The organism is Paraburkholderia sabiae (genome assembly GCF_030412785.1).
Lineage (GTDB): Bacteria > Pseudomonadota > Gammaproteobacteria > Burkholderiales > Burkholderiaceae > Paraburkholderia > Paraburkholderia sabiae.
The window spans coordinates 4,896,535-4,921,536 of record NZ_CP125295.1 but is presented as its reverse complement, the minus strand read 5'-3'; the positions used below and the strand labels follow the sequence as shown (position 1 = coordinate 4,921,536).

21 protein-coding genes are annotated in these 25,002 nt (G+C 63.7%); 12 read left to right on the top strand and 9 right to left on the bottom strand.

Going from position 1 to position 25,002, the window contains the following annotated elements; genetic code table 11:
- Complete coding sequence (locus tag QEN71_RS22170) at window positions 1–630, top strand: hypothetical protein (RefSeq protein ID WP_201652187.1); 630 nt, start codon at window positions 1–3, stop codon at window positions 628–630.
- 50 nt (window positions 631–680) lie between these two features.
- Complete coding sequence (locus QEN71_RS22165; RefSeq protein WP_201652189.1) at window positions 681–1,865, top strand: cystathionine beta-lyase; 1,185 nt, start codon at window positions 681–683, stop codon at window positions 1,863–1,865.
- Window positions 1,866–1,954: 89 nt separating this feature from the next.
- On the opposite strand, the gene serB is transcribed toward QEN71_RS22165, so the two are convergent.
- Window positions 1,955–2,794 (bottom strand): phosphoserine phosphatase SerB, encoded by an 840-nt coding sequence (serB, locus tag QEN71_RS22160; RefSeq protein ID WP_201652191.1) that lies wholly within the window; start codon window positions 2,792–2,794, stop codon window positions 1,955–1,957.
- Between the two features lie 201 nt (window positions 2,795–2,995).
- Between serB and QEN71_RS22155 the strand changes: the two genes are divergently transcribed.
- From QEN71_RS22155 to QEN71_RS22140, 4 genes are all read left to right on the top strand, one after another.
- Window positions 2,996–4,219 carry a cytochrome P450 gene (locus tag QEN71_RS22155; protein WP_201652193.1) on the top strand — a complete coding sequence of 408 codons (1,224 nt, stop codon included), beginning with the start codon at window positions 2,996–2,998 and terminating at the stop codon, window positions 4,217–4,219.
- Between the two features lie 192 nt (window positions 4,220–4,411).
- Window positions 4,412–5,377, top strand: a complete 966-nt coding sequence (gene ku, locus QEN71_RS22150; protein ID WP_201652195.1) for a non-homologous end joining protein Ku — start codon at window positions 4,412–4,414, stop codon at window positions 5,375–5,377.
- A 62-nt stretch (window positions 5,378–5,439) separates the two neighbouring features.
- A complete protein-coding gene (gene ligD, locus QEN71_RS22145) occupies window positions 5,440–8,292 on the top strand; it encodes a DNA ligase D (RefSeq protein WP_201652197.1) in 2,853 nt (950 codons plus the stop codon).
- 73 nt (window positions 8,293–8,365) lie between these two features.
- The gene (locus QEN71_RS22140) at window positions 8,366–8,680 is read left to right on the top strand and encodes a hypothetical protein (protein ID WP_201652199.1); all 315 of its coding nucleotides are present in this window, start codon (window positions 8,366–8,368) and stop codon (window positions 8,678–8,680) included.
- A gap of 7 nt (window positions 8,681–8,687) precedes the next feature.
- On the opposite strand, the gene QEN71_RS22135 is transcribed toward QEN71_RS22140, so the two are convergent.
- Entirely contained in the window at window positions 8,688–9,638 is a 951-nt protein-coding gene (locus QEN71_RS22135; RefSeq protein ID WP_201652201.1) for a LysR family transcriptional regulator, read from the bottom strand.
- 166 nt (window positions 9,639–9,804) lie between these two features.
- Here QEN71_RS22135 and QEN71_RS22130 point away from each other — a divergent pair, with 166 nt between their 5' ends.
- Window positions 9,805–10,821, top strand: coding sequence for a zinc-binding alcohol dehydrogenase family protein (locus QEN71_RS22130; RefSeq protein WP_201652203.1), 1,017 nt, complete (start codon window positions 9,805–9,807; stop codon window positions 10,819–10,821).
- A 744-nt stretch (window positions 10,822–11,565) separates the two neighbouring features.
- Window positions 11,566–12,126, top strand: a complete 561-nt coding sequence (locus tag QEN71_RS22125) for a DUF6013 family protein (RefSeq protein ID WP_201652205.1) — start codon at window positions 11,566–11,568, stop codon at window positions 12,124–12,126.
- A gap of 75 nt (window positions 12,127–12,201) precedes the next feature.
- Here the strand turns inward: QEN71_RS22125 and QEN71_RS22120 are convergent, their stop codons facing one another.
- On the bottom strand, window positions 12,202–13,008 hold the full coding sequence (locus tag QEN71_RS22120; RefSeq protein ID WP_201652207.1) for an ABC transporter permease: 807 nt from the start codon (window positions 13,006–13,008) through the stop codon (window positions 12,202–12,204).
- A complete protein-coding gene (locus tag QEN71_RS22115) occupies window positions 13,005–13,724 on the bottom strand; it encodes an ABC transporter ATP-binding protein (protein ID WP_233471945.1) in 720 nt (239 codons plus the stop codon). The genes QEN71_RS22120 and QEN71_RS22115 overlap by 4 nt, the downstream gene beginning before the upstream one ends.
- Window positions 13,725–13,852: 128 nt before the next feature.
- Between QEN71_RS22115 and QEN71_RS22110 the strand changes: the two genes are divergently transcribed.
- Window positions 13,853–16,294 (top strand): AsmA family protein, encoded by a 2,442-nt coding sequence (locus QEN71_RS22110; RefSeq protein WP_201652211.1) that lies wholly within the window; start codon window positions 13,853–13,855, stop codon window positions 16,292–16,294.
- A gap of 114 nt (window positions 16,295–16,408) precedes the next feature.
- Here QEN71_RS22110 and QEN71_RS22105 read toward each other — a convergent pair whose 3' ends face one another.
- Complete coding sequence (locus tag QEN71_RS22105; protein WP_201652213.1) at window positions 16,409–16,903, bottom strand: hypothetical protein; 495 nt, start codon at window positions 16,901–16,903, stop codon at window positions 16,409–16,411.
- Window positions 16,904–17,097: 194 nt separating this feature from the next.
- On the bottom strand, window positions 17,098–17,367 hold the full coding sequence (locus tag QEN71_RS22100; protein WP_201652215.1) for a hypothetical protein: 270 nt from the start codon (window positions 17,365–17,367) through the stop codon (window positions 17,098–17,100).
- A 39-nt stretch (window positions 17,368–17,406) separates the two neighbouring features.
- Here QEN71_RS22100 and QEN71_RS22095 point away from each other — a divergent pair, with 39 nt between their 5' ends.
- The 3 genes from QEN71_RS22095 (at window position 17,407) to QEN71_RS22085 (ending at window position 21,756) form a co-directional block, all read left to right on the top strand.
- A complete protein-coding gene (locus tag QEN71_RS22095) occupies window positions 17,407–19,017 on the top strand; it encodes a sensor histidine kinase (protein ID WP_201652217.1) in 1,611 nt (536 codons plus the stop codon).
- A gap of 169 nt (window positions 19,018–19,186) precedes the next feature.
- On the top strand, window positions 19,187–19,678 hold the full coding sequence (locus tag QEN71_RS22090; RefSeq protein WP_201652219.1) for a response regulator: 492 nt from the start codon (window positions 19,187–19,189) through the stop codon (window positions 19,676–19,678).
- 86 nt (window positions 19,679–19,764) lie between these two features.
- Window positions 19,765–21,756 carry a hybrid sensor histidine kinase/response regulator gene (locus QEN71_RS22085; RefSeq protein WP_201652221.1) on the top strand — a complete coding sequence of 664 codons (1,992 nt, stop codon included), beginning with the start codon at window positions 19,765–19,767 and terminating at the stop codon, window positions 21,754–21,756.
- A 108-nt stretch (window positions 21,757–21,864) separates the two neighbouring features.
- Here the strand turns inward: QEN71_RS22085 and mscL are convergent, their stop codons facing one another.
- The 3 genes from mscL to argE all read right to left on the bottom strand — a co-directional run bounded on the left by mscL (window position 21,865) and on the right by argE (window position 24,852).
- Window positions 21,865–22,314 (bottom strand): large conductance mechanosensitive channel protein MscL, encoded by a 450-nt coding sequence (gene mscL, locus QEN71_RS22080; RefSeq protein ID WP_201652223.1) that lies wholly within the window; start codon window positions 22,312–22,314, stop codon window positions 21,865–21,867.
- 188 nt (window positions 22,315–22,502) lie between these two features.
- Window positions 22,503–23,525 (bottom strand): threonine/serine dehydratase, encoded by a 1,023-nt coding sequence (locus QEN71_RS22075; RefSeq protein WP_201652226.1) that lies wholly within the window; start codon window positions 23,523–23,525, stop codon window positions 22,503–22,505.
- Window positions 23,526–23,604: 79 nt separating this feature from the next.
- Window positions 23,605–24,852: an acetylornithine deacetylase gene (gene argE, locus QEN71_RS22070; protein ID WP_201652229.1), complete on the bottom strand. Its 1,248-nt coding sequence runs from the start codon at window positions 24,850–24,852 to the stop codon at window positions 23,605–23,607.
- Window positions 24,853–25,002 lie beyond the last annotated feature (150 nt).

Here is a 25,002-nt window from a genome sequence, read left to right as displayed (position 1 = left end):
ATGCAGGAAAGAAGGTCGAAACCCAGGGCGTCGTGGCCTGCGATGATCGCGGCTACGGCATTGGCCGTCACGGTCGCGCTGCCGGGCGCGGCGCATGCGCAGAGTGACGCCGTCAAGCAACTTGCGGCGCCGCCGGCAATCCAGTTGCCGCTGAAACCCAGCCCGGAGTTCGCGAAGTTTCCGCAATACGCGGGCACGCTCGGCAAGCGGCAGATCGTGCTGCGCCTGGGCGCGAAAACCGATCGGGAAGATGCGGGCGGCGTGCACGGTGAATATCAGTACGCCGACACGGGCGAAGTGATCCTGATCGCAGGCGACCGCGACGGCGACACGCTCGAAGTCGAAGAGTCGAACGACGGCACGCATATCACGGGCAACTGGGTCGGCAAATTTGCCGCCGATGGTTCGCTCGAAGGCGAGCGGATGAATGTCGACGACTCCGAGCCGCTGGAATTTTCGTTGCGGCCGATGGCTGCGGGACAGAAAGCGCCCGTCGCCGCGGCGCCTGCTCAGGCGCAGAAGCAGGTACAACCCGCGGCACAACCTTCCGCACAACAACCGTCGTCGCAACCCGCCCAGTCGCGCGGCCAGGCCGTCAACGGTGTGAGCAATCTGACGATCGGCGAATAAGTGCGAATAAGCGCCACGCGTATCACTGACGAATCCAACTCAATCTGACCATGACTCAAAAGACTCCGAAGCACGGCTTGCAGACTCGCATCGTTCAACCGGACGATCAGATCACGCACGGTTGGGAATCGTTCTCGGTGCCCGTGGCGCGTGCGTCGACGGTCGTGTTTCCGGACCTCGCAGCGATGCGCGCGCTCGACTGGAAGAACGACGCGCAATGGCGCTACGGCCTGCACGCGACGCCGACGTCGATCGCACTCGCGCAGCGGCTCGCCGCGCTCGAAGGCGGCAGTCATGCGCTGTTGCAGCCGTCCGGTCTGTCGTCGATTTCGAACGTCTATTTCGGCTTCGTGAAATCGGGCGACGACGTGCTGCTTCCCGACAACGTCTACTCGCCGAACCGCGACCACGCCGAATGGCTCGCGAAGGACTTCGGCATCACTGCGCGCTACTACGATCCGATGATCGGCGCGGGCATCGCCGATCTGATCCAGCCGAACACGAAGCTGATCTGGCTCGAAGCGCCGGGCTCGGTGACGATGGAAGTGTCGGATATTCCGGCCATCACGGCTGTTGCTCGCGCGCGTGGCGTCGTCACGGCAATCGACAACACGTGGTCTGCGGGACTCGCGTTCCGGCCGTTCGAACACGGCGTCGACATTTCGATGCAGGCGCTCACGAAGTACCAGTCGGGCGGCAGCGACGTGCTGATGGGCGCGACCATCACGGTCGACAAGGAACTGCATCTGAAGCTGAAAATGGCTCGGATGCGCATGGGCATCGGCGTGTCGTCGGACGATTGCTCGCTGATCCTGCGCAGCCTGCCGTCGATGAAAGTGCGTTTCGAGCAGCACACGAAGAGCGCGCTCGAACTCGCCAGGTGGCTGAAGACACGCCCCGAAATCGCCGCGGTGCTGCATCCGGCGCTGTCCGATTGTCCGGGGCACGAGTTCTATCAGCGCGATTTCACGGGCGCGGGCGGGCTCTTCTCGGTCGTGTTCGATGCGCGTTATACGCCTGAGCAGATCGACACGTTCTGCGAGTCGCTCGACCTGTTCTCGCTGGGCTGGAGCTGGGGTGGCGCGCAAAGTCTCGTGATGCCGTACAACGTCGCGTCGATGCGTACCGAGTCGCAATGGCCGCATCGCGGCACGCTGGTGCGTTTCTACGTCGGTCTCGAAGACGAAGGGGATCTGCGCAAGGACATCGAGCGTTGTCTCGTCGCGCTGGGTTGAACGCGTAGCGCTTCGTCGCATTACAAAAAAAGCCCGCTCGAATTTCGAGCGGGCTTTTTTATATCGTACGGTGGTCGCGCAAACGCGTTTCAGAACAGCCGCAGCAATCCGTCGAGTCCGACATGATTGAACGCGACGCTCGCTGCTTCACGCACAACGGGTTTCGCGCGGAACGCGACGGACAGGCCCGCCGCCGCCATCATCTTCAGATCGTTCGAGCCGTCGCCCATTGCGATCGCGCGCGTCGGTTCGATGCCGAGCTTGTCGCACGCTTCGCGCAGCGTACGCGCCTTCACGTCGGCGTTGACGATCTCGCCGAGCACGCGGCCAGTCAGCTTGCCGTCGACGATTTCCAGCGTGTTGGCGCGCGTGAAATCGAGTCCGAGACGCGCCTGAAGCTTTTCGGTGAAGAACGTGAAGCCGCCCGACACCAGCAGCGTCTTCATGCCCGCCGCCTTCGCGCCCGCCAGCATCTTCTCTGCGCCCGGCGATAGTTGCAGACGCTGCTCGTAGACCTTTTCGAGCGCGCTGGCGTCGAGGCCCTTCAGCAGCGCGACGCGGCGCGTCAGGCTCTCGTTGAAATCCTTGATCTCGCCGCGCATCGACGCTTCCGTGATCGCCGCGACTTCCGCCTTCAGCCCGCAAAAGTCGGCGATTTCGTCGATACATTCGATCGTGATCAGCGTCGAATCCATGTCCATCGCGACGAGGCCGAAGTCCGTCAGACGACGGCCCGCTTCGACGAACGCGTAGTCGAGTTCGTGCGTACCGCAGTAGACGTCGAGGTCGGGGCGCTGCCCGACGTCGGCGCTGTCGATGCGCACGGCGCACGGATCGATCGCGGACAGCTTAGCGCCGCGCGACAGTGCCAGCAGCGGCTTGTGATGTTCGGCGGCAATCGGGGTGAGGCTTTGGATGACGAGATTCATGTCGACGCGGGAAGTGAGCAGCTAGTCAGGACGTCGCGGCAGGACGGCACGGGAAATCCGGCTATTGTAACGGTTCGGCGCGGGCCGCCCGCACGGGCTGAAACGCGTGGCGGCATGGTTCATACTGACGGCTCAAAACAATCCGCCCGATGCGTCGATAACCAGCCGCATCGCCGGCGAAGACAAAACCCGGAGACACCCATGACCCCGTCCCACGAGGCCGGCATCGCCCGCGATTTCGATCTGCGGCATCTCGATGCGTCGTTTCACGCGGACCCGTATCCCGTCTATCACGCGCTGCGCACGCACGAGCCCGTCAAGCGCATGCCGGACGGCTCGCTTTTTCTGACGCGTTATCGCGACGTGCAGGCCGTCTATCGCGATCCGAAGACATTCAGCTCCGACAAGAAAGTCGAGTTCGCACCGAAGTACGGCGCGACGCCGCTGTTCGAGCATCACACGACCAGTCTCGTGTTCAACGATCCGCCGCTGCACACGCGCGTGCGCAAGCTGATCGCGGGTGCGCTGACGGCGCGCGCGATCGCCGCGATGGAAAGCGGGCTCGTGCATCTCGTCGACGGCTTGCTCGATCGTGCGGCCGCGCGCCGCGAGATCGACCTGATCGGCGATTTCGCGGCGGCGATTCCCGTCGAAGTGATCGGCAATCTGCTCGACGTGCCGCACGACGAACGCGAGCCGTTGCGCGACTGGTCGCTGGCGATTCTCGGCGCGCTCGAACCTTCGCTGACGCCGGCGCAGCACGAGCGCGGCAATCGCGCGGTGACGGAGTTCGTTGCGTATCTGAAGGATCTCGTCGCGCGACGCCGCGCGGCGCCGGGCGATCCGCAACACGACGTGCTCACGCGCCTGATTCAGGGCGAGGCGGGTGGCGAGCAGTTGTCCGAAGTCGAACTGCTGCAGAACTGCATCTTCATCCTGAACGCCGGTCACGAAACGACGACCAATCTGATCGGCAACGGTCTCGTCACGCTGAGCGTCTGGACGGAAGAACGCGCGGCCTTGCTGCGCGAGCCGGAACTGATCGACAGCGCCATCGAGGAATGCCTGCGTTTCGAAAGTTCGAACCAGCTCGGCAACCGGATGACGATGCTCGATACCGAGATCGGCGGCGTGCCGGTGACGGCGGGCACGCCCGTGACGCTGTGCATCGGCGCGGCGAATCGCGATCCCGAGCAGTTCGCCGATCCCGACCGCTTCGATATCCGCCGTACGCCGAACCGGCATCTCGCGTTCGGCTTCGGCATTCATCAATGCGCGGGACTGTCGCTTGCGCGGCTCGAAGCGCGGATCGCGATCGGGCGTTTCGTGCGGCGCTTTCCGTCGTACAGAATCAGCGGCGAGCCGACGCGCGGCGGCCGTGTGCGTTTTCGCGGTTATGCCGCGGTGCCTTGCCTGGTCGAATGAGCGGGCGAATGAAGCGCATGTCACTGTTCCGGCGTCCGTAGCTTTTTCCGCCTCGACGCAAGTCTTACAGCGAGATTGCGCCGTGCCGCTGCGTGCTGTGCCGCGTGTTGCATCCGCAGCGCGCGTGGCGGCGTGCCCGAATGCTGGGCACGCTTGCTGCTTCGCTAGGAGTTCAACTTCCGGGAGCGCGCGATGGCTCATATGATCTGGAAAGGCGCGATCAGCTTCGGTCTCGTCCATGTGCCCGTACAACTTTATCCGGCGACGAAGTCGGAGAAAGTCGGTTTCAATCTGCTCGACAAACGCTCGATCGATCCCATCGGTTATCGGCAGATCAACAAGCGCACGGGCAAGGAAGTGACGCGCGAAAACATCGTGCGCGGCTACGAGTACGAGAAGGACAAATACGTCGTGCTGACGGACGAAGAGATTCGCGCGGCGAATCCCGAATCGACGCAGACGATCGACATCATCGCGTTCGTCGAAGCGCCCGAAATTCCGTTTCTCTATCTCGACACCCCGTATTACCTGACGCCCGATCGCAAGGGCGAGAAGGTCTACGCGTTGCTGCGCGACGCAATGAAGGCGACGGGCAAGATCGGCGTCGCGAACGTCGTGATGCACAACAAGCAGCATCTGGCCGCGCTGATTCCCGTCGGGCCGATGCTCGCGCTCAACACGCTGCGCTGGGCAGCCGAAGTGCGTCCCTTCGACGAATTCAAGCTGCCCGACGAAAGCGCGAAGAAGTCGGGCGTGACGGCGCGCGAACTGGACATGGCGAAAAAGCTGATCGGCGACATGAGCGACAAGTGGGATCCCGCCGACTACAAGGACACGTTCCGCGACGACATCCTCGCGCTCGTCGACAGGAAGGTGCAGGCGGGCATGACGGAAGAGGTGATGGATATCGAAACGCCGCGCGAAGCGCGTCCATCTGCGGATATTCTTGATCTGTCCGATCTGCTCAAACGCAGCCTCGGACGCGGCGGCGGCAAGGGCAAACCTGCGGCGCGCGCCGCGGCACGCGACGAAGCCGACACAGAGGAAGCCGCGCCTGCAAAACCGCGCGCGGCAGCGAAGAAGACCACACGACGCTCGACAGGAACGACCGCGCGCAAGAGCACGACGACTGCGGCGCGCAAACGTCGCGCGGCGTGAGGTCCGCGCGCCGTTGACGCACGCCACGTCGCCTGCCGCACAACAGGAAGCGCATATCGATCATGACCGACAAGCTCGAGACCTATCAGCGCAAGCGCCGCTTCAATGAAACGCCGGAGCCGTCGGGTGTCGCCGGACGCGCAAAGAGCACGAAGCGCGCAACGTCCGCGAAGGCCCCGGCACGGAAGACGGCGAAGCAGCACGAGTTGTCGTTCGTGATTCAGGAACACGACGCACGACGCCTGCACTACGACTTCCGTCTCGAACTCGACGGCACGTTGAAATCGTGGGCCGTGCCGAAGGGACCGAGCCTCGACCCGTCCGTCAAACGGCTCGCCGTGCATGTCGAAGATCACCCGATCGAATACGGCTCGTTCGAAGGCGACATCCCCGAGGGCAATTACGGCGCGGGGTCGGTGATCGTCTGGGATCGTGGCACGTGGGAACCCGTGGGCGGCGAAGCGGGCGGACGTGAAGCGTACCAGGCGGGCAAGCTCAAGTTCCATCTGAACGGCCACAAGCTGCACGGCGGCTGGACGCTCGTGCGCAGTCACATGCGCGGCAGCGGCGACAAGGAGCAGTGGCTCCTCATCAAGGAGCGCGACGACGAAGCGCGAAGCGAAGCCGACTATGACGTACTCGAAGCGCGGCAAGGCAGCGTGCTGTCGGATGCGCCGGGCGCGCGCGGCGGAATGAATGGTGCGTATGGTGCGGATGGCGCAGGCAAAGCGGTAGCAGGCAAGACCAAAGAGGAACGCGCGAACGCGTCGGTGAAGGCGTCGAAGGCTGCTTCGTCGCGCAAAGCCAAAGGCACGCCCGACGACCGTCCCGACATCGTCGCGACGCGCAACGCGCAATCGCTGCGCGAACTGGCTGAACATCCGTCGATCGAAGGCGCCGTCGAGGCGAAGTTGCCCGCCGCGCTCAAGCCGCAACTGGCGACGCTCGTCGACAGCGCGCCCGCCAGCGACGACTGGCTCTACGAAATCAAGTTCGACGGCTATCGCGTGCTGGCGCGCATCGATCGCACGTCGAAGGAACCCGTGAAGATTTTCACGCGCGCGGGCAACGACTGGAGCGCGAAGTTCAGCAAGCAGGTCAAGGCGATCGCGAACGTCGGCGTCGACAGCGCGTGGCTCGATGGCGAAGCCGTGGTGCTCGACAGCAACGGCGTGCCGAATTTCCAGGCGCTGCAAAACGCTTTCGACGCGAACCGTCCGCAAGACATGACGCTGTATCTGTTCGACTTGCCTTATCTGAACGGCTACGACCTGCGCGGTGTGCCGCTCGAGCAGCGTCGCGCGATTCTGCGCGCGCTGCTCGAAACCGTCGGCGACGATTCACTGCGCTTTTCGTCGGACTTCGGTTTCGATGCCGATCAGTTGCTGAAGAGCGCGTGTGACATGCAGCTCGAAGGCATCATCGGCAAGCGGCGCGACAGCCTTTATGTGTCGGGCCGCTCGCCCGCGTGGATCAAGCTCAAGTGCAGGCGTCGTCAGGAGTTCGTGATCGGCGGGTATTCGGAGCCGGCGGGCAGCCGCGAAGCGTTCGGCGCTTTGCTGCTCGGCGTGTACGACACGAAGGGCAAGCTGCAATACGCGGGACGCGTCGGCACCGGTTTCGACGCGACCAAACTGCGCTCGATCAAGAAGGCACTCGACGCGCGCGAAACGGCGACGATGCCGTTCGCGAGCGAACCGCGCGAACGAAGCCGCACGCCCGTACATTGGGTGAAGCCGGAACTCGTCGCCGAATGCAACTTCGCGGAATGGACGAGCGACGGCGTCGTGCGGCAGGCGTCGTTCGTCAGCTTGCGCAGCGACAAGCCCGCGAAGCAGATCGTCCACGAAGCGCCGCAAAAGGGGGATGACGTGCAGCACATCATGGAAGAATCGGGAGCCGGTCCGGCGAAGAAAAAGCGTGTGTCGAAGTCGAAGACGGCGGAGGTTCAGGCTAAGGCTCAGCCGCAGGCCGAACCGAAGGCAACTTCAAAGGCCAGATCCAGCAAGGCGGGCACGGCGACCGTTTCCGGCGTTCGCATCTCGCATCCCGATCGCGTGATCGACAAGAGCACGGGCGCGAGCAAGCTCGAACTCGCCGAATACTACGCCTCGGTGGCATCGTGGATGCTGCCGTTTCTGAAGGACCGGCCTGTCGCGCTGGTGCGCGCGCCGGAGGATATCGGCGGCGAACTGTTCTTTCAGAAGCACAGCCAGAAGCTCGCGATTCCGAATATCACGCAGCATCCGGGACTGGACCCCGATCATCCGCCGCTGCTGACGATCGAGAGCGAAGCGGCGCTCGTCGGCGCGGCGCAGATGGGCACGATCGAACTGCATACATGGAACGCGGTGGCCGCGAACATCGAGAAGCCGGACCGCATGGTGTTCGATCTCGACCCGGACCCGGCGCTCGGCTGGAAGCGGATGATCGAAGCGGCGCAACTCACGCGCGAACTGCTCGACGAACTCGGCCTCGCGTCGTTCTGCAAGACGAGCGGCGGCAAGGGGCTGCATGTCGTCGTGCCGATCGCGAAACAACTGGGCTGGGACGAAGTGAAGGCGTTCTCGCAGGCCGTCGCGCAGCACATGGCGACCGCGCTGCCGAAGCACTTCGCCGCGAAGATGGGCGCGCAGAATCGCAAGGGCAAGATTTTCGTCGACTATCTGCGCAACGGTCGTGGATCAAGCACCGTCTGCGCGTATTCGCTGCGCGCGCGGCCTGGGCTGGGCGTGTCGGTGCCGCTGGCATGGGACGAAGTGCCCGGCACGACGGCGGGCGATCAATGGAACATCGCCAACGTGCATGAGCGGCTCGATGCGCTGAAAAGCGATCCGTGGGCCGATTACGCGAAGACGAAGCAGCGCATCACGGCCGCGATGCGGCGCAGGCTCGATACGGCGGAACACGATTGAGACTTCGCGCATCGGCAGATGGGCAAAGTGCGGGATGCGCGAGCGTCATCGCATGCAATTGAGGGAGAGCATCATGAAGACATCGCAGCAACACGCGACGGGCGACGAGCACGAAGAGTACGAAACCCGCCCCGAAGGCAACGACCAGTCGAACGTGCCGAAGCGTCCGTTCGGCGAAGAGGCCGCGCCGTTGCCACACGAATCGGATCAAAGCATGGAGTCGCAGCACGAGCATGAGCCGCGCGGCGTCGGCAAACAGGCGCACAGCGACCTCGAGCATGGGCTTGAGGATACCGACCGGCGCGGCGGCGGCGACTATCAGGAACGCACGCAGAACGATGAGCATGTCAACGAGAATTCCGCTGGAACGGGTGACAAGCGTCGTTGAGTGAGCGTCAAACTGTCTTGTTGTCCGTGTCCCAATACGGCGGGTCGCCGAAATGGGCGGCGAGAAAATCGATGAACGCGACGGTCTTCGGCGGCACGAACGCGCGCGACGGATACACCGCCCAGATCGCGACCGTTTCGGCGAGCGGATACGAATCGAGCACGCTGACCAGTTCGCCGCTGCGAAGATAAGGCGCGACGTCCCACGTCGATTTCAGCGCGATGCCGAAACCCGCGAGCAGGGCATCGCGTATCACTTCGCCGTTGTCGGTGGCGAGCCGCCCGCCGACGCGCACGCTGAGCGGCCCCGCGGGCGTGACGAACGACCAGTCGCGCTGATCGGCGAGGATCACGCACTCATGCTGCGCGAGATCGGACGGATGATGCAGCGTGCCGCGTTCGGCGAGATACGACGGCGCGCAGCAGATCACGCGCCGGTTCGCCGCGAGCCGCCGCGCGACGAGCGTCGAATCTTTCAGCGCGCCTAGCCGGATGCCGACATCGACGCCGGCATCGACGAGATCGACGATCGTGTCGGTGAGACGCAAATCGACGCTCACGCCCGGATAGCGACGCAGGAACGCCGCGATCACGGGCGACACATGCTGCCGGCCGAACGACGACGGCATCGACACGCGCAGCCGTCCCTGCGGCTCGGCCTGTCCGCGTCCGACCGACGCGCGCGCGGCCGCCGCCGCGTCGAGCAGCGTTTCAGCGCGCGCCATGAACACTTCGCCTTCCTGCGTGAGGCTGACGCGGCGCGTCGTCCGATGCAGCAGACGCGCGCCCAGCAGCTTTTCCAGATTCGCGATCCGCGCGCTCGCGACGGCGGGCGACAGTCCGAACTCGCGTCCCGCCGCCGATACGTTCGCCAGCAACGCCGCCCGCACGAACAGCGCGACGTCGAGCAGGTCGAGGCGGTCGCGTTCGCTCAATGCTGTCTGAAGAACCGTGTCCATCGATTATTTGGAAATTCCAGAAAATGTTTCAGCCATTACGCCGGTTTTCACAGCGTAAAGAATTTTCTACAGTTGAGTCAACGCGATCGGCGCGGTACTGACGAATCAGATGCTGCGCCGCTGTCCGCGAATTGCTCAGAAACCTCACACGAACCCAGGAGCCGTCATGAAAGCCATTGGACTGACCCGTTACCTTCCCATCGACGATCCCGAGTCGCTCGTCGACGTCGAACTCGACAAGCCGCAGCCGACGGGGCACGACATTCTCGTGAAGGTCGAGGCGATTTCCGTGAATCCGGTGGACTACAAGGTGCGCTCGCCGAAGGACACCGTTGAAAAGACGCCGCGCGTGCTGGGTTGGGACGCGTCGGGGACCGTCGAGGCTGTCGGGCCGGACGTGACGCTGTTCAAGGCGGGCGACCCCGTGTTCTATGCGGGCAGCATCACGCGCCCGGGCGCGAACAGCGAGTTTCATCTCGTCGATGAGCGGATCGTGGGCCGCAAGCCGGCGTCGCTCGATTTCACGCAGGCCGCTGCATTGCCGCTGACGGCGATCACCGCATGGGAGGCGCTGTTCGACCGGCTGGGCGTATCGCCGCAGGGCGGGGACGCGGGCAAGTCGGTGCTGATTATCGGCGGCGCGGGCGGCGTGAGTTCGATCGGCATTCAGCTGGCGAAGCAACTGGCGAAGCTGACGGTGATCGCGACGGCATCGCGGCCCGAATCGGCGAAGTGGGCGAAGGAGCTGGGCGCGGATCATATCGTCGATCATTTCGGCGACATGCCCGAGCAGTTGAAGGCGATCGGCTTCGAGCAGGTCGATTATGTGTTGATGTTCAATGACACCGATCGGCATTTTCCGGCGGCCGCTGCTGTGATCAAGCCGCAGGGCGGGATTGCCACGATCGTCGAGAATGCCCGACCCGTTCCGGTCGAGTTGTTGAAGGCGAAAAGCGCCGCGTTTCATTGGGAGTTCATGTTCACGCGGTCCATGTTCGGGACGCCCGATATGATCGAGCAGCATAAGCTGCTGACTGAAGTGGCGCGTCTTGTCGACGCTGGGACGTTGCGGACTACTGTTGGTGAGAGTCTCGGCAAGATCAATGCGGAGAATGTGCGGCGCGCGCACAAGATGCTTGAAGAAGGGCGCGCGATTGGGAAGCTGGTGTTGGCCGGGTTTTGATTTTTTTGTCTGCGACGATAGTCGCGATTCTGGCTTTTTGTTTTTGCTTTTTTGTTTTTTGTTTTTTGCTTTTTGTCTTTTGCTGGCATCCGCGGTTTCGTGTCGGTCTGCTAGTGTCGCCCCTGTGCGGGGCGGCACCTACTTTTCTTTGCAGCGGCAAAGAAAAGTAGGCAAAAGAAAGCCGCTCCAAACCTCCGGTGCCCGCCAGAATAACGCCACGGCACACGGTCTTTGAGCTGTCGCGCAGCGACGCCAACACTCCGTAGAAAGCCCGCAGTCAGGCGCGCGCGGCGCGAAAGATGACATCCACCTGGGGCACATTCTGTCGGCTTGTTTTTGTGTGTTTGCCGTCGGTCTGATTGCGGCGTTATGTGCTCCAGAGTGTGTGTGTGTTCGCGCCGTGCGCAGTTAACTGCGGGCTTTCTACGGAGTGTTGGCGTCGCTGCGCGACAGCTCAACTGCGGCATGCCGAAGCGCTATCCTGGCGGGCACCGGAGGTATAAAAGCGGCTTTCTTTTGCCTACTTTTCTTTGCCGCTGCAAAGAAAAGTAGGTGCCGCCCCGCACAGGGGCAACGCATGCAGCACGATACGAAATCGCGGAGGCCAGCGAAAAGAACCAGCCCATGACAAGCAGTACAAACACCCGCGCCACGACCCGCCGCTTGGCGTTAGACTTCAACTGAAACACGCAAAAAGACCGAAAAAAACCGCAGCGCGCAGCTGCCCAACAACGAGGTGACAGTATGAGCATCAGCGTCAAACTTCCCGCCGTTTCTGTTGTGGCTTCTCTCGCATGCGCAACGCTTGCGCTCGTCGCGCTGCCGGCGTTCGCGGCAACGCCGATCACGGTGACGTCGCAGGCCGCCACGGACGGCCCTATCCGCTATACCGTCAAGGTCACGTCGAAGCAGTTCGGCAACTCGCAGGAAACGCGCACCATCCGTTCCGGCGAATCCGATGACTTCACGTGGAAAACCGTGCCGCCCGGCGGCCCCGTCGCCGTCGATGGCGATTGTCCCGATATGTCCTCGCTGCCGCTCGACCCGAATGGCGCCATGATCCGTCAGACGCAGATCCGCTTCGCCCCCGTCGTCGCGAAAGACGGTACCGCGACCGTGCAGATGAACTTCCAGGCACAAACGCCGAAAGGCACCAAGACCGTGTCGAACAACGGCAAGTCGCTCAAATGTGCAAACTACGCGAGCGTGAGCCAGGTGCTGCGCTTCACGATGCCGACCAACGGCAGCACGAAGACCCTCACGTTGAGCGATGGCTCGCAGGTCGCGGTGTCGGCGAAACGGTAACGCATAGATCGCTTGCATGCGGCGTGCATGTCACACAGGTGACGCGCCGCATGCGTAAAGAATGGATTGACTGCGTCAGCTACGTCCCGGATGACGCTCGACCAGTCGCGACGCCAGAAACCGGTGCTCAGCCGAAAACAGCCGCCGGTACGTGAGCAGCACCGCGCCGACGGTTCCGAGCGCCGATGCCGCCGCGATCAGGAACATGATCACGATCTGATAACGCACGGCCTGCACGGGCGATTGCCCGGCGAGCACCTGGCCCGTCATCATCCCCGGCAGGCTGACGACGCCGACCACGGCCATCTGGTTGAGCGTCGGAGTCATGCCCGCGCGCACGGCCTGGCGCGCCGGTCCCTGCGCGGCTTCCCAGCGCGTCGCGCCGAGCGCGAGCGCCATGTCGACTCGATCGCGCCGCGCCGTCAGTTCCTCCGTCATCCGCTCGATGCCAAGCGATACGCCCGTCAGCGTGTTGCCGAGAATCATCCCGAGAATCGGAATCGCATATTGCGGCTCGTACCACGGACGAATGCGAATCACCAGGAACAATCCGACGGCAGCGACGAGCCACGCGCTCGCCCAGATCGACATGATGCTGTCCGCGCGCTGTCCCGCGTAGGTGCGCGTGCCGCGTCCCGCGCCCGCGAAGCCCGCGATCAGCGTCATCACGATCATCAGCGGCAGCACCACGTACCAGCGGTTGTACGCGAACACCCACGCGAGCACATAGCCGATCGCCAGCAGCTGGACGACGGTGCGCACGGCGGCCCACGCGAGCTTGCGTTCGAGATCGAGCTTCAGCGCTACCGACACCGCGCCGTTCACGACGATCAGCAGCGCTGCAATCGCCAAGTCCCATAGACTGAGGTTCTGCAGGCTCATCGCGTGTTCTCCGTGGCGTGCGCGGACGAGACGCGCTTCGGATCGTCCAGCACACCCGCACGCATCGTCAGATGGCGGTTGTTGACGCGTGCGGCCTGCGCGGGATCGTGCGAGACCCACAGCCACGCGCGCACCTGTGGCGCGGCATCGAACCACGCGCGCACGAGTCCTTCGATGGCAAGCGCCGATTCAGGATCGAGCGAACCCGTTGGTTCGTCGAGCAGCAGCACATCGGGTTCGAGTTGCAGCACGCGGATCAACGCGGCGATCTGCGCTTCGCCGCCCGACAATTCGCTCGCGAAGCGGTCGAGAAAATCGCTCGCACGGCCCGCCTGCGACGCAAGCGCCGCTGCACGGTCGCGATCGAAGCGCACATCGCGATATGCGTGCAGCGTATACGGATAGCGCAGATTGTCTTCGACGGTGCCGTCGAGCAGCGCGGGCCGCTGGCGGATATACGCGACATGGCGTCGAAAGCGCGGGATCGTTGCGCGCGCAATCCGTTTGCCGCGCCAAAGCACGTCGCCGCCTTCGAGCGGATCGAGCAGCGCAAGCGCGCGCATGAACACGCTCTTGCCTGAACCCGACGGACCGGTGATCGCGATGCGCTCGCCTGCATGAATGGCGATGCTCGCCGGATGCAGCAGCGTCTGACCGCGCGCCGCGTCGCGCCGCACGATGTCATGCGCCTCGACGAGGGGTGCGTCGTCGTTCATGTTTGTGTTCGCGTTGTGGGGCATGGCTTGTTGGATACTGTCGCAGCGCATCATCATAGCGAAGCGCGCACGCGGGCACACGACGTGCTGCGCAGACGAATGACGTAAGCATTCTCACCGGAGCCCTCATGGCTGTGCTGCATTCGGCTGGCATGACAATCGGCAAAACGATAGGCAAAATCCTCGCATGGCTTATCGCCGTGCTGCTGATTCTGATCGCGGTACTCGTGGTCTTCATTCTCACCTTCGACTGGAATCGCGCGCGGCCCTATGTGAACGAGAAGGTGAGCGAAGCGATCGGGCGTCCGTTTGCGATCGAGGGTGACCTCAAGGTCGGCTGGCGACATCCCGTCGGCGAAACGGGCTGGCATGCGTGGGTGCCGTGGCCGCGTTTCTCCGCGCAGAACATCACGATCGCGAACCCCGACTGGACCAAACAGAAGCACTTCGCGACGCTCGACGAGATCGACTTCCAGGTGAAAGTGCTGCCGCTGCTTGCGCACGACATCGTGATTCCCGCGATCAATCTGGTGAACCCGTCCGTCGATCTCGAACGTGTTCTCGACGGACGCAACAACTGGACGTTCAAGCTGAAGTCGTCCGCGCAGCCGTCCGAGTGGAAACTCGATCTGCACGACATCCAGTTGAACAAAGGGATGATCGCGCTCTCCGATCAGCAGAAAAAGATCGACATGCAGGCGGTCGTCGATACGCTCGGCCAGCCGATTCCCATCGGCGAAGCGATGAAGCAGCAGGAAGAGGCGTCGCGCAAATCGTCGGCGGAAGTGGTCGGGCGGCAGGGCGCGAAGCAGTTGACCGCGCAGGCGAAGGCGGCAGCGGCTTCCGAGGCGTCGGGTGCGTCTGAGGTGGCGCCGGGCTCGCCCGTCGCTTCGGGCGCGTCGGCACCCGCTGTGACGGCGGGCGCGGGGGCATCCACGGCTGTCGCCGCATCCGGCGCGCCTGCCAGTTCGACAGGCACAGCCGTCGCGCAGCGTCCAAACGCACCGCAATACGGCATCGGCTGGACCGTGAAAGGCACGTACAACCGCTCGCCCGTGTCGGGTAACGGCAAGCTCGGCGGCGTGCTCGCGTTGCAGGACATGTCGCGGCCATTCCCCGTGCAGGCTGACGTGAAAGCGGGCGATCTGCGCATCGCGCTGGTCGGCACCGTGACGGATCCCGCGCATCTGGCCGCCGTCGATCTGCGGCTCTGGCTGCAGGGCACGAGTCTCGATCATCTGTACGATCTGACGGGCATTACGCTGCCCGAGACGCCGCCGTACGCGACGGAAGGCCATCTGATCGGCAATTTCAAGCAGGGCGCGAGCGTGTTCCGCTATGAAAATTTTACAGGGCGCGTCGGCGGCAGCGATCTGAACGGCACGCTCGTGTATACGCAGCGCGCCACGCGTCCGTTGCTCGAAGGCACGCTTGTCTCGAACTTGTTGCAGTTCAAGGATCTCGCGCCGATCATCGGTGCAGACAGCAACGCGAGCAAGAAGAAGCGCGGCGACACCTCGCGTCAGCCGTCGAACAAGGCGCTGCCGACGGAAGAGTTCAAGACCGACCGATGGAAGGCGATCGATGCGAACGTGAAGTTCACGGGCCGCCGCATCATCAAGGATCCCGCGCTGCCGATCACCGATCTCTACACGCACGTCGTGATGACGGATGGCGTGCTGTCGCTGGAGCCGCTGAAATTCGGCGTCGCAGGCGGCTCGCTCGCGTCGAACATTCATCTGGACGGCAGCACGACGCCGCTCAAAGGCCGTTTCTCGACGGAAGCGCGCCATCTGAAACTCAAGCAGCTGATGCCGACGGCGAAGACGATGCAAAGCGCGCTCGGTGAAATCAACGGCGATGCAGCGCTGTCGGCGACGGGCAATTCGCCCGCGGCGCTCGCGGGCACGTCGAACGGCGAAGTGAAGCTGCTCATCACGGATGGCGCCGTCAGCCGCCTGCTGATGGAAGCGGCGGGCCTGAACGTCGCGAACGTCGTCTATGAAAAGCTGTTCGGCTCTCGCGACGTGCAGATCAATTGCGCGGCGGCCGACTTCGTCGTGACGAACGGCGTGCTCGATTCGCGCGTGTTCGCGCTCGATACGCAGGACGCCGTGATCAATGTCGACGGCACGGTGAACATGAAGGACGAATCGATGGATCTCGGCGTGCATCCGCATACCAAGGGTTTCCGCATTTTCACGCTGCGCTCGCCGCTGTACGTGAAAGGCACGTTCAAGGATCCGCACGTCGGCGTGAATGCGGCGGCGCTCGCGGTGCGCGGCGGCGCGATGGTCGGCCTCGGTCTGATCAATCCGTTCGCGGCGCTGATTCCTCTGATCGCGCCGAGCAACAACAAGCCGCTGCCGTGTCAGCAACTGATGGCCGCGATGCAGGCCGAACATCCGACAGCGCCGCCGCCGGGACAGCGCGAAAACGGCAAGGGCATCAAGGTGCCGGCCGGCACGCCGGGCGCATCGGAAGCTGCGCCGTCGAAGAAGCCGGCTGCGCCTGTGAACGGTGCATCGTTGCCGGGGCCCGCGCACGCGGCGGATTACAAGGGAAGCTGAACGACGAGCGAGGCGTTCTCAATCGAGTTGACGAAGCGCCTGAAAAAAACACCACGGCCGCGAACATTCGCGGCCGTGGTGTTTATGTGAACTGTGTGAAGGAATCGGCGGAATTCAGCGTAGCGAGCGCGGTGTCGCGTCGCCTGCCGCATCCCGGCGCACGCCGCGCCGCGTGCTGGCGGCCGTCCGCGTCGCACCGAACTCGGGCAGGATGCGCGCTCTCGCGCGGCTCGCGAACACCAGAAAACCGAAACCGTCCGCCTCGTACCAGTAGCCGCCGTTCTCCAGTCCGTCGAGTGGCTGCTCCAGCGCGTTCGCAATCGATTCGATGCAGCGCCTGCGCAATTCGGCGACGGCAGGATAGGGCGGATGTGCGCCGCGCACGCTGCATAGCAGGACATCGAGTCCCGGCAACACATGCGCGTACAGCACAGGCTCGTCCTGCGCGCGGGCGCGCGCAATCTTGGTGTCGAGCTGACCGAATGGCTTGAAGTGTCGCAGCACGGCGAGGAACGACTCGTCGCCGTCCACCTTCGCGCGCCTGCGCTTTTTCGGGAAGGACATAAAAACTCGCCTGAAAAAGAATTGCAAGAAACGCAGCGTCCTCATGCGACCACTCCCGGCTTCGCGCGCCGCACGTCGATCTTTTATAGCATACGAAAATGCCGGATACACGGTGATTCGTCTGTCTCACTCCATCGTCCGTGCGAATCAGGCCGAATCGCGTCGCCGTGCGCTTTCGCATCTCCTGTGCATCTGGTCTCAATAATAGACTCAGCCGCGCTGCGCGTGTTTCCGGACCCTTAAAAAAAGACATTTTTATGTGCGCCAGCACCTTCTTCGCGCGCATTGAAATATCCGTGGCGCCCGTCGATAATGGCCGCGTCCCAGTTGCGGCACGGTTTCGACGCATATTCCGCCAATGCGCTGAAGCGATGGACGCCGCACATGAGTGAAAATATCGATGGCGTTCGCCGCGCATCGACGCTACACGCGCTGCGCCCAGCGACGATGCATGCGCTCAGCTCATCATTGCGCGCACGCCCGTTCCACATGTCGGGAAAACGGCGCACGTCGCAATGGGCGTTCGTGCCGCACTGCGCCAGGCATCCATGAAACTGTTCACCAAAGGTCTATTGCTGATTGCGTTGCCGAGCGCCATCGAACTGGCGTTGCTCGGCGTCGTCTTCGACATGCAGGCGCAGACGACAGCCGCCGTCGAGCGCTCGTCGGACAGCAAGCAGACGCTCTATCAGGCGACCGCGCTCGAAAACCCCGTGCTGCGGCAGGTGGCGCGCGTGCGCACGGGTATCGCAGCAGGCGACCCGTCGTTCATGGAGCGTCATGCGGCGTGGGTCGATATCGGCGACCGGCTCGGGCGTCTGGAACAGGCCGTCGCCGATACGCCCGATCAGGCCGCGCGCGTGCAGGGCATGCGCGACGCCATCGACAGTTATCGGCAGCAGGCGCTGTCCGTCGCGCAATCGCTGCGCACGGGCGCGACGATGAAGCCGTTCGCCACGCTCGAAGGCGGCGAACTGCCCGCGCAGGTGGTGCGTTTTCGCGAGCAGTTGCATACGTTCATCGACGAAGCATCGCGGCTCGAAGGCGAGCGCAACGCGTCGCTCGCGCATCAGCGCCAGCGCCAGCAATATACGCTGGTGGGTGCCGTGATCGGCTCCATGCTGCTGTGGGCGGGCACCGCGTTCGCGTTCGCGCGCGGCATCGGCCGGCGGCTCGACGTGCTCGCGGACAATGCGCAGCGGCTCGCCGACGGGCAGTCGTTGTCGAAACCGCTGGCGGGCAACGACGAAATCGCCGCACTCGATGCCGCGCTGCATCGAACCAGCGGGCTGTTGCGCGTCGCGGAACAGAATCAGGCTGCGCTGAAGGTCTCGCTGCAGGCGCGCGCGGCCGAACTCGCGGGCGTCAACGAAACGCTGCGTCAGGAGACGCAGGACAACGAGATGTTCATCTACAGCGTGTCGCACGATCTGCGCTCGCCGCTCGTGAACATGCAGGGTTTTTCGAAGGAACTGCAGGTTTCGTGCGACGAACTGCGCGCGACCGTCGTCGAAGCCCGCTTGCCCGAGGACGAATACAAACGGCTCGCGCATGTGCTCGACGGCGACGTGCAGGAGTCGCTGCGTTTCGTGCGCTCGTCGGTGACGCGCGCGGCGGCCATCATCGAAGCGCTGTTGCGCATTTCGCGCGCGGGGCGGCTCGAATATCAATGGCAGCGCGTGAGCGTCGGGCGCGCGGTCGCACGTGCCGTCGATACGCTGCAAAAGCATATCGACGAGCGCCGTGCCGTCGTCGTCGTGCGCGAACTGCCGACCGCGTGGGGCGATCCGTCCGCGATCGAGCAGGTGTTCAGCCAGTTGCTGTCGAACGCGATCAATTTCCTCGATCCGTCGCGGCCGGGGCGCATCGAAATCGGCGCACTGGACGGACAGCAGGACGACGGCGCGCAGGCCGCCGCGCCACGAACGCGCACCTACTTTGTGCGCGACAATGGCCTGGGCATTCCGGCCGCGTATATGTCGAAAGTATTTCGCGCGTTCCAGCGGCTGCATGGCGACGTCGCGCAAGGCGAAGGCGTCGGCCTCGCGCTCGTGCGCCGCACCGTCGAACGTCATGGCGGGCGCGTGTGGGTCGAATCGGCGGAGGGCGCGGGCTCGACGTTTTTCGTCACGCTGCCCGATCATCCGCTGCGACGTTGATGCGCACATGAAGTCGTGCTGCGCGCATGTGCCAGCGCAAAAGAAGCCGTAAGCCAACACCCGCATAATATCGGGCAGTGAGTCGTACCATTGGACGCGATCGCACGGCGCGGTCGCGGACAACTCGCAACGCATAACGCAGGTACAACGCAAGAGCGCTGGAGGGAACATGTCAAACGGGGAAGCGGTCGGCAAGTCGGTCGGCATCGTGCTGGTCGAGGACGACGACGGGCACGCGACGCTCGTAGAACGCAATCTGCGGCGCGCGGGCATTTCGAACGGGTTCGTGCGTTTTTCCGATGGCCAGGAAGCGCTCGACTACTTCTTCGGCGAGCCGCGCGCGAGCGATCGCGAAAGCGGCCGGCCGTCGCGCGACCAGCTGGCGAATTACGTCGTGCTGCTGGATCTGAAGATGCCGCGCGTCGACGGCTTCGAGGTGCTGCGGCGGCTGAAGGAATCGCCGTCGACGGCCTCGATGCCCGTCATCGTGCTTACGACGACCGACGATCCGCGCGAAATCGAGCGCTGTTATGAACTCGGTTGCAACGTCTACATCACGAAGCCGGTCGAATACGATGCGTTTATCGAGGCTGTGCGGCGGCTGGGTTTTTTCCTGCAGGTTGTGAAGCTGCCGCCGGGGCAGCGCTATGCGTCGGCCTGACGTGCCAAAGCGCGGCCGTCGCGCTCGCAGGGCCTTCGTTGCACCGCTGAAGTCCTCGTCCGTTCCATTGATCTGAATCATCTGGCATGACAGAACACGTATCCACGCCACCCGCAGCTCTCGTGCTCGTCGTCGACGACGACGAAGGCATCTTGCGCCTCGCGCGCAAGTCGCTCGAACGCGCCGGCTGCCGGGTCGAACTGAGCAGCAGCGTCGAGGCTGCGCATCGGTCGATCGTCGCGAATCCGCCCGATCTGATCGTGCTCGACTACCAGCTCGACGGCGCGGAGACGGGGCTCGATTTTTTCCGGCGTCTGCGCGGCGAAGGCGTGCGTATTCCGGCGATTCTCGTCACCGGCTTCACCGACGAATCGCGTGTGATCGAAGCCTTGCGCTCGGGCGTGTCCGACGTCGTGCCGAAAGCAGGCGACTATCTCGACTATCTGCCCGAAGCTGTCGAACGCGTGCTGTCGCAGATGCGGCTGCAGCGTGAATCGGCGGAAGCGCTGCTGCTGCGCGAACGCGAAGCGCATTACCGGATGCTGTCGGAAGCGCTGCCGCACCTCGTGTTCACGTGCAACGTGAATGGCGATTGCGATTTCGTCTCGAAGCAGTGGGTCGAATACACGGGGCTGGACGGTCCGAACGCGTTGGGTCTCGCGTGGCTCGACGCCGTGCATCCCGACGATCGCGAGGCGACGCGGCGCAACGTGCTCAAAACGGTGCGCGGCGACGGCAGCGACTATCGCAGCGAATTCCGTATCCGCCGACGCGACGGCGCGTATCGCTGGTTCGATGTACGCATCGCCGCGGTGCGCGACGCGGGCGGCGTCATCAGCAAATGGTTCGGCAGTTGCACCGACATCCATTCGCAACGCGAAGCCATCGAAGAGCGCGAGCGCCTGCTCGCCTCCGAACAGGCCGCACGGCAGACGGCGGAAGAGGCGAACCGCGCGAAGGACCGTTTCCTCGCGATGCTGTCGCACGAATTGCGCACGCCGCTCACGCCCGTGCTGGCGGGCGCGCGCATGCTCGAAATCATGCCGGACCTGCCGGACCCTGTGCGCGCGGGCGTTGTGATGATCCGCCGTAACGTCGAACTGGAAGCGCGGCTGATCGACGATCTGCTCGATCTCACGCGGGTGGCGAACGGCAAGCTGCGGCTGTCGCTGGAAACAGTGGACGTGCACGACGTGATCGAGAGCGTGCTCGAACTGTTCCGCAGCGAAATCCAGACGAAGCAGCAGGACGTGCACGTCGACAAGAGCGCGCACCATCATTTCGTGCTGGCCGATCGCGCGCGGCTGCAGCAGATGCTGTGGAACCTCATCCGCAACGCCGCGAAGTTCACGCCGGACGGCGGCCACATCTACGTGCGCACGCGCGATGAACGGATGCAGGTGCAGATTTCGATCGAAGATACGGGTGTGGGTATCGAGCCGGAGCAGATCGGCAAGCTCTTCAATGCATTCGAGCAGGGCAGCCAGAACATGTCGCGGCAGTTCGGCGGCCTGGGTCTCGGACTCGCGATCACGAAAGCGCTCACCGACGCGCACGGCGGCACCGTGACGGCGCAAAGCCCTGGCGCACATTGCGGCGCGACCTTCACGATCACGCTGCCCACGGCAGCCGAGCCCGTCGCCGAGCCCGTCGCGCCCGTCGCCGCGAATGTGCAGTCGGCGGGCGGCCTGACGATCCTGCTGATCGAAGACCACGCCGACACGGCCGAAGTGATGGCGACGCTGATGCGTGCGCTCGGCCATGAAGTGACCGTCGTCGGACGCGTAGCCGACGCGCTGGCCGCGACGCAGAGCGCCGAATTCGACCTGATCGTCAGCGACGTGGGCTTGCCCGACGGCACGGGCCTCGATTTCATCAGGGTGTTCCGCGAAACCGACGATGCGCCCGCCGTCGCGCTGACGGGCTTCGGCAGCGACGAGGACATCCGGCGCTGTCTCGAAGCCGGCTTCACGTCGCATCTGACCAAGCCTGTCAATTTTTCACAGCTGGAGCAGGTGATCGAGGGCGCCGCGGTCGTGAAGCTGCAGAAGGGTTCGGACGAAGCAAGAACGGGTTAGCGGCACGCGTTGGTTCGTCACGGCTGCAAACGGCAAGGGCCTGTCATGCGACAGGCCCTTGTGTCTTTCATCGAGCGGCAACGCGAGCGTGCCGCTTCAGATACGCCGTCAGACGCGCGGCGAATTTTTCAACGAATCGCGGATTTCACGCAGCAGCAGCACGTCTTCCGGCGTGGGCGGCGGCGCGGCCGGTTCGGCGGCTGCGGGCGCGCGCAGCTTGTTGATGAACTTGACCATCATGAAGATGATGAAGGCGAGGATCACAAAGTTGATCGCGACCGTGATGAACGAGCCATAGCCGAATGCGGCGACGCCCGCCGTTTGCAGGTCTTTGTAGGAATCGGGGTTGCCCTTGAAGTTGGCAGGTATGTGTCCAAGCAGGACGAACTTGTTGGAGAAATCGAGGCCGCCCGTCGCCACGCCGACAACAGGCATGATCAGATCCTTCACGACCGAGTTGACGATCGTCGAGAACGCGCCGCCGATGATCACACCGACTGCGAGGTCCATCACGTTGCCTTTGAGGGCAAATTCCTTGAATTCCTTGACTAGGCTCATCGGGCAGTTCTCCTTGAAGTCGATGGCGACATGATAGCCAACGATCGGCGCAGCGTGAAATGATTTAGCGCCCGATCGAAACGAACGGAGGAAATGGCCCGCTCGTTTGGCAGATATGTCGCAGAAGTGACGAAGAACCGTCGGTGTTTGCAAGCGCCGGGCCTGCAGTGCACAACGGATGAAGCCGCTCAGATTTGCGCGGCCCGCGCCTGTTCGATATGCGCGGCGAACGTGACGGGATCGGTATTCGTCCCGCATAGCAGCACGCCGACGCGCTTGCCTTGAAGTTGCTCACGCAAGGGGCCGAGCAGGGCAGCTGTGGCCGCCGCGCAGGCGGGCTCGACGGCGAGCTTGAGTTGCGTGAACAGCGTGAGCATCGCGGCGCGCAACGCGTCGTCTGTGATAGTCACAAGACGGTCCATATGACGGCGGCACAGCTCGTAGCTGTATTGCTCGGTGTGCGGCGCCATCAGCGAATCGGCGATCGAATGCATGTGGCTCATCTTGACCGTGTGATTCGCGTCGAAGCTGCGGTTCATCACGTCCGCGCCTTCCGGCTCGACGCCGTACACACGAACGCGCGGATTGGCGAGGCGCAGCGCCGTCGAAATGCCCGCCGCGAGTCCGCCGCCGCCGATGGGCACGATCACGGCATCGAGATCGGGCGTCTGCGTCGCCCATTCGTAGCCGAGCGTCGCGGTGCCGAGCACCGTGCGGTAACCGTTGAACGGATGCACGAAATAGCGGCCTTCCTCGGCCTCGATACGTCGCACGATCTCGAACGCTTCGTTCACGTTGTCCGCCATCACGACTTCCGCGCGGTACTGGCGGCACAACGCGATGCGCGCGGGATTCGCCGCGTGCATCACGACGACCTTCGCGCTGATGCCCGTGCGCATCGCCGCATACGCGACGGCCACGGCATGATTGCCGCCCGACACGCAGGTCACGCCCGCGTTGCGTTGGGACTGATCGAGCGCCAGCAGATTCGTGAACGCGCCGCGCGCCTTGAAACTGCCGCCTGCCTGCAGCAGCTCGAACTTGAAGTTGACGAGCGTGCCTTCGAGCGTCGGAAAATCCATCCGGTCGAATACAGGCGTTCGCACGACCCACGGCGTCAACGCGAAGTGCTGCGAGGCGATATCGTCGAGTGTCGGTATCGGCTCGCCGTCGATCGTGCGGTCGGTGTGCTGCGGCGTGGCAGTGGACATGGCGTGCGTACTCGTAGGTGGGTGAGGTCCGCGTTCTTATGCCGTGTTGTTGTGCTTGTTTTTCTTTTGACTGCTTCGATCAATGCGCGTGCGCGTCGACCGACATGCTGTGAATGAATTTTTCGAGGAACCGTTCGCACTGCGCGAGCTGATCGAGCGAGACGAACTCGTTCGCCTTGTGCGCCTGCTGGATGTCGCCGGGACCGCACACGATGCTCGGGATGCCCGCCAGCGAGAACAGACCCGCTTCCGTGCCGTACGCGACCTTGCGCTTGTCCTGATCCGCCGTGAGCGCGCGCACCAGTTGCGTGATGGCTGCCTGTTCCGTCGCGTCGAGCCCCGGCGCGGCGGCGATCTTCGTGATCTCGATCGCGGCCGCTTCGTGCTCGCGCTTCATTTTCGGCAACAGCGTTTCGCGCGCGTACTGGTCGATGCGCGCGAAGATCGGCTCGGGGTCGAGCGTCGGCAGATTGCGAAACTCGAATTCGAAGCTGCATTCGGCGGGCACCGTGTTGATCGCGTTGCCGCCCTTGATCGTGCTGGTCTGCGCGGTCGTGAACGGCACGTCGTAGAGCTGATCGAACGGACCTTGCTCGCGGAACTGGTCGGCCATGTCGCGGATGAAGCAGATCAGGCGCGCCGCGTATTCGATCGCGTTCAAGCCCTTCGGCGTGAGCGACGAATGCGCCGCGAAGCCGCGCACGCAGCACTGATACGCGTTGATGCCCTTGTGCGCGATGATGGGCCGCATGCTGGTCGGTTCGCCGACGATGCAGCCGTCCGGCTTGATGCCGCGCTTCATCAGATCGGCGATCATCAGCGGCGCGCCGACGCAGCCCACTTCTTCGTCGAACGAGAACGCAAGGTGGATTGGCCTGGCGAGTTTCGTCTGCTGCATTTGCGGCACGAGTGTCAGCGCCGCGCCGATGAAGCCCTTCATGTCGCACGTGCCGCGTCCGTAGAGCTTGTCGCCGCGCACTTCCGGCTTGAACGGATCGCTGTCCCATTTCTGGCCGTCGACGGGCACGACATCCGTGTGGCCCGACAGCACGATTCCGCCATTCGTCTCGCCGTCATGCGCCGGAATGGTCGCGAAAAGATTCGACCATTTGCCGCTTTCGTCGTGTGTGAGCGTCGCTTCGATGCCTTGCTCGCGCAGCGAATCGCGCACCGTTTCGATCAGACCGAGGTTCGGATTGCGGCTGACCGTGTCCATCGACACGAGGCGCGTGACCCAGGGAAGCGAGGCGGGAGAGGAAGCGTTGGCGGAAGCGGCGGAAGAGGTGGACGTTTGTGCGGACAGCGCTTTGTCAGCGACCTGTGACATGACTTGAGCTCCAGCTTGGGTGTCTTTCGATCATACCCAAAAAACGCTTAACTAGCCAAAGCTCATAACTTCAGTCGCTTGCGGGACGGGGCTTTGCGCGACGCAGCAATTCGTGTGTGTGCGTAGGCAAACGTTGCAATCGATTTTGCT

Coding starts and splice junctions, on each gene's coding strand:
- QEN71_RS22085 (WP_201652221.1), top strand. CDS start 19,765: ATGACAGAACACGTATCCACGCCACCCGCAGCTCTCGTGCTCGTCGTC.
- QEN71_RS22165 (WP_201652189.1), top strand. CDS start 681: ATGACTCAAAAGACTCCGAAGCACGGCTTGCAGACTCGCATCGTTCAA.
- QEN71_RS22130 (WP_201652203.1), top strand. CDS start 9,805: ATGAAAGCCATTGGACTGACCCGTTACCTTCCCATCGACGATCCCGAG.
- QEN71_RS22075 (WP_201652226.1), bottom strand. CDS start 23,525: ATGTCCACTGCCACGCCGCAGCACACCGACCGCACGATCGACGGCGAG.
- QEN71_RS22110 (WP_201652211.1), top strand. CDS start 13,853: ATGGCTGTGCTGCATTCGGCTGGCATGACAATCGGCAAAACGATAGGC.
- QEN71_RS22115 (WP_233471945.1), bottom strand. CDS start 13,724: ATGAACGACGACGCACCCCTCGTCGAGGCGCATGACATCGTGCGGCGC.
- mscL (WP_201652223.1), bottom strand. CDS start 22,314: ATGAGCCTAGTCAAGGAATTCAAGGAATTTGCCCTCAAAGGCAACGTG.
- QEN71_RS22090 (WP_201652219.1), top strand. CDS start 19,187: ATGTCAAACGGGGAAGCGGTCGGCAAGTCGGTCGGCATCGTGCTGGTC.
- serB (WP_201652191.1), bottom strand. CDS start 2,794: ATGAATCTCGTCATCCAAAGCCTCACCCCGATTGCCGCCGAACATCAC.
- ku (WP_201652195.1), top strand. CDS start 4,412: ATGGCTCATATGATCTGGAAAGGCGCGATCAGCTTCGGTCTCGTCCAT.
- QEN71_RS22120 (WP_201652207.1), bottom strand. CDS start 13,008: ATGAGCCTGCAGAACCTCAGTCTATGGGACTTGGCGATTGCAGCGCTG.
- argE (WP_201652229.1), bottom strand. CDS start 24,852: ATGTCACAGGTCGCTGACAAAGCGCTGTCCGCACAAACGTCCACCTCT.
- QEN71_RS22095 (WP_201652217.1), top strand. CDS start 17,407: ATGAAACTGTTCACCAAAGGTCTATTGCTGATTGCGTTGCCGAGCGCC.
- QEN71_RS22125 (WP_201652205.1), top strand. CDS start 11,566: ATGAGCATCAGCGTCAAACTTCCCGCCGTTTCTGTTGTGGCTTCTCTC.
- QEN71_RS22135 (WP_201652201.1), bottom strand. CDS start 9,638: ATGGACACGGTTCTTCAGACAGCATTGAGCGAACGCGACCGCCTCGAC.
- QEN71_RS22155 (WP_201652193.1), top strand. CDS start 2,996: ATGACCCCGTCCCACGAGGCCGGCATCGCCCGCGATTTCGATCTGCGG.
- QEN71_RS22140 (WP_201652199.1), top strand. CDS start 8,366: ATGAAGACATCGCAGCAACACGCGACGGGCGACGAGCACGAAGAGTAC.
- QEN71_RS22105 (WP_201652213.1), bottom strand. CDS start 16,903: ATGAGGACGCTGCGTTTCTTGCAATTCTTTTTCAGGCGAGTTTTTATG.
- ligD (WP_201652197.1), top strand. CDS start 5,440: ATGACCGACAAGCTCGAGACCTATCAGCGCAAGCGCCGCTTCAATGAA.
- QEN71_RS22170 (WP_201652187.1), top strand. CDS start 1: ATGCAGGAAAGAAGGTCGAAACCCAGGGCGTCGTGGCCTGCGATGATC.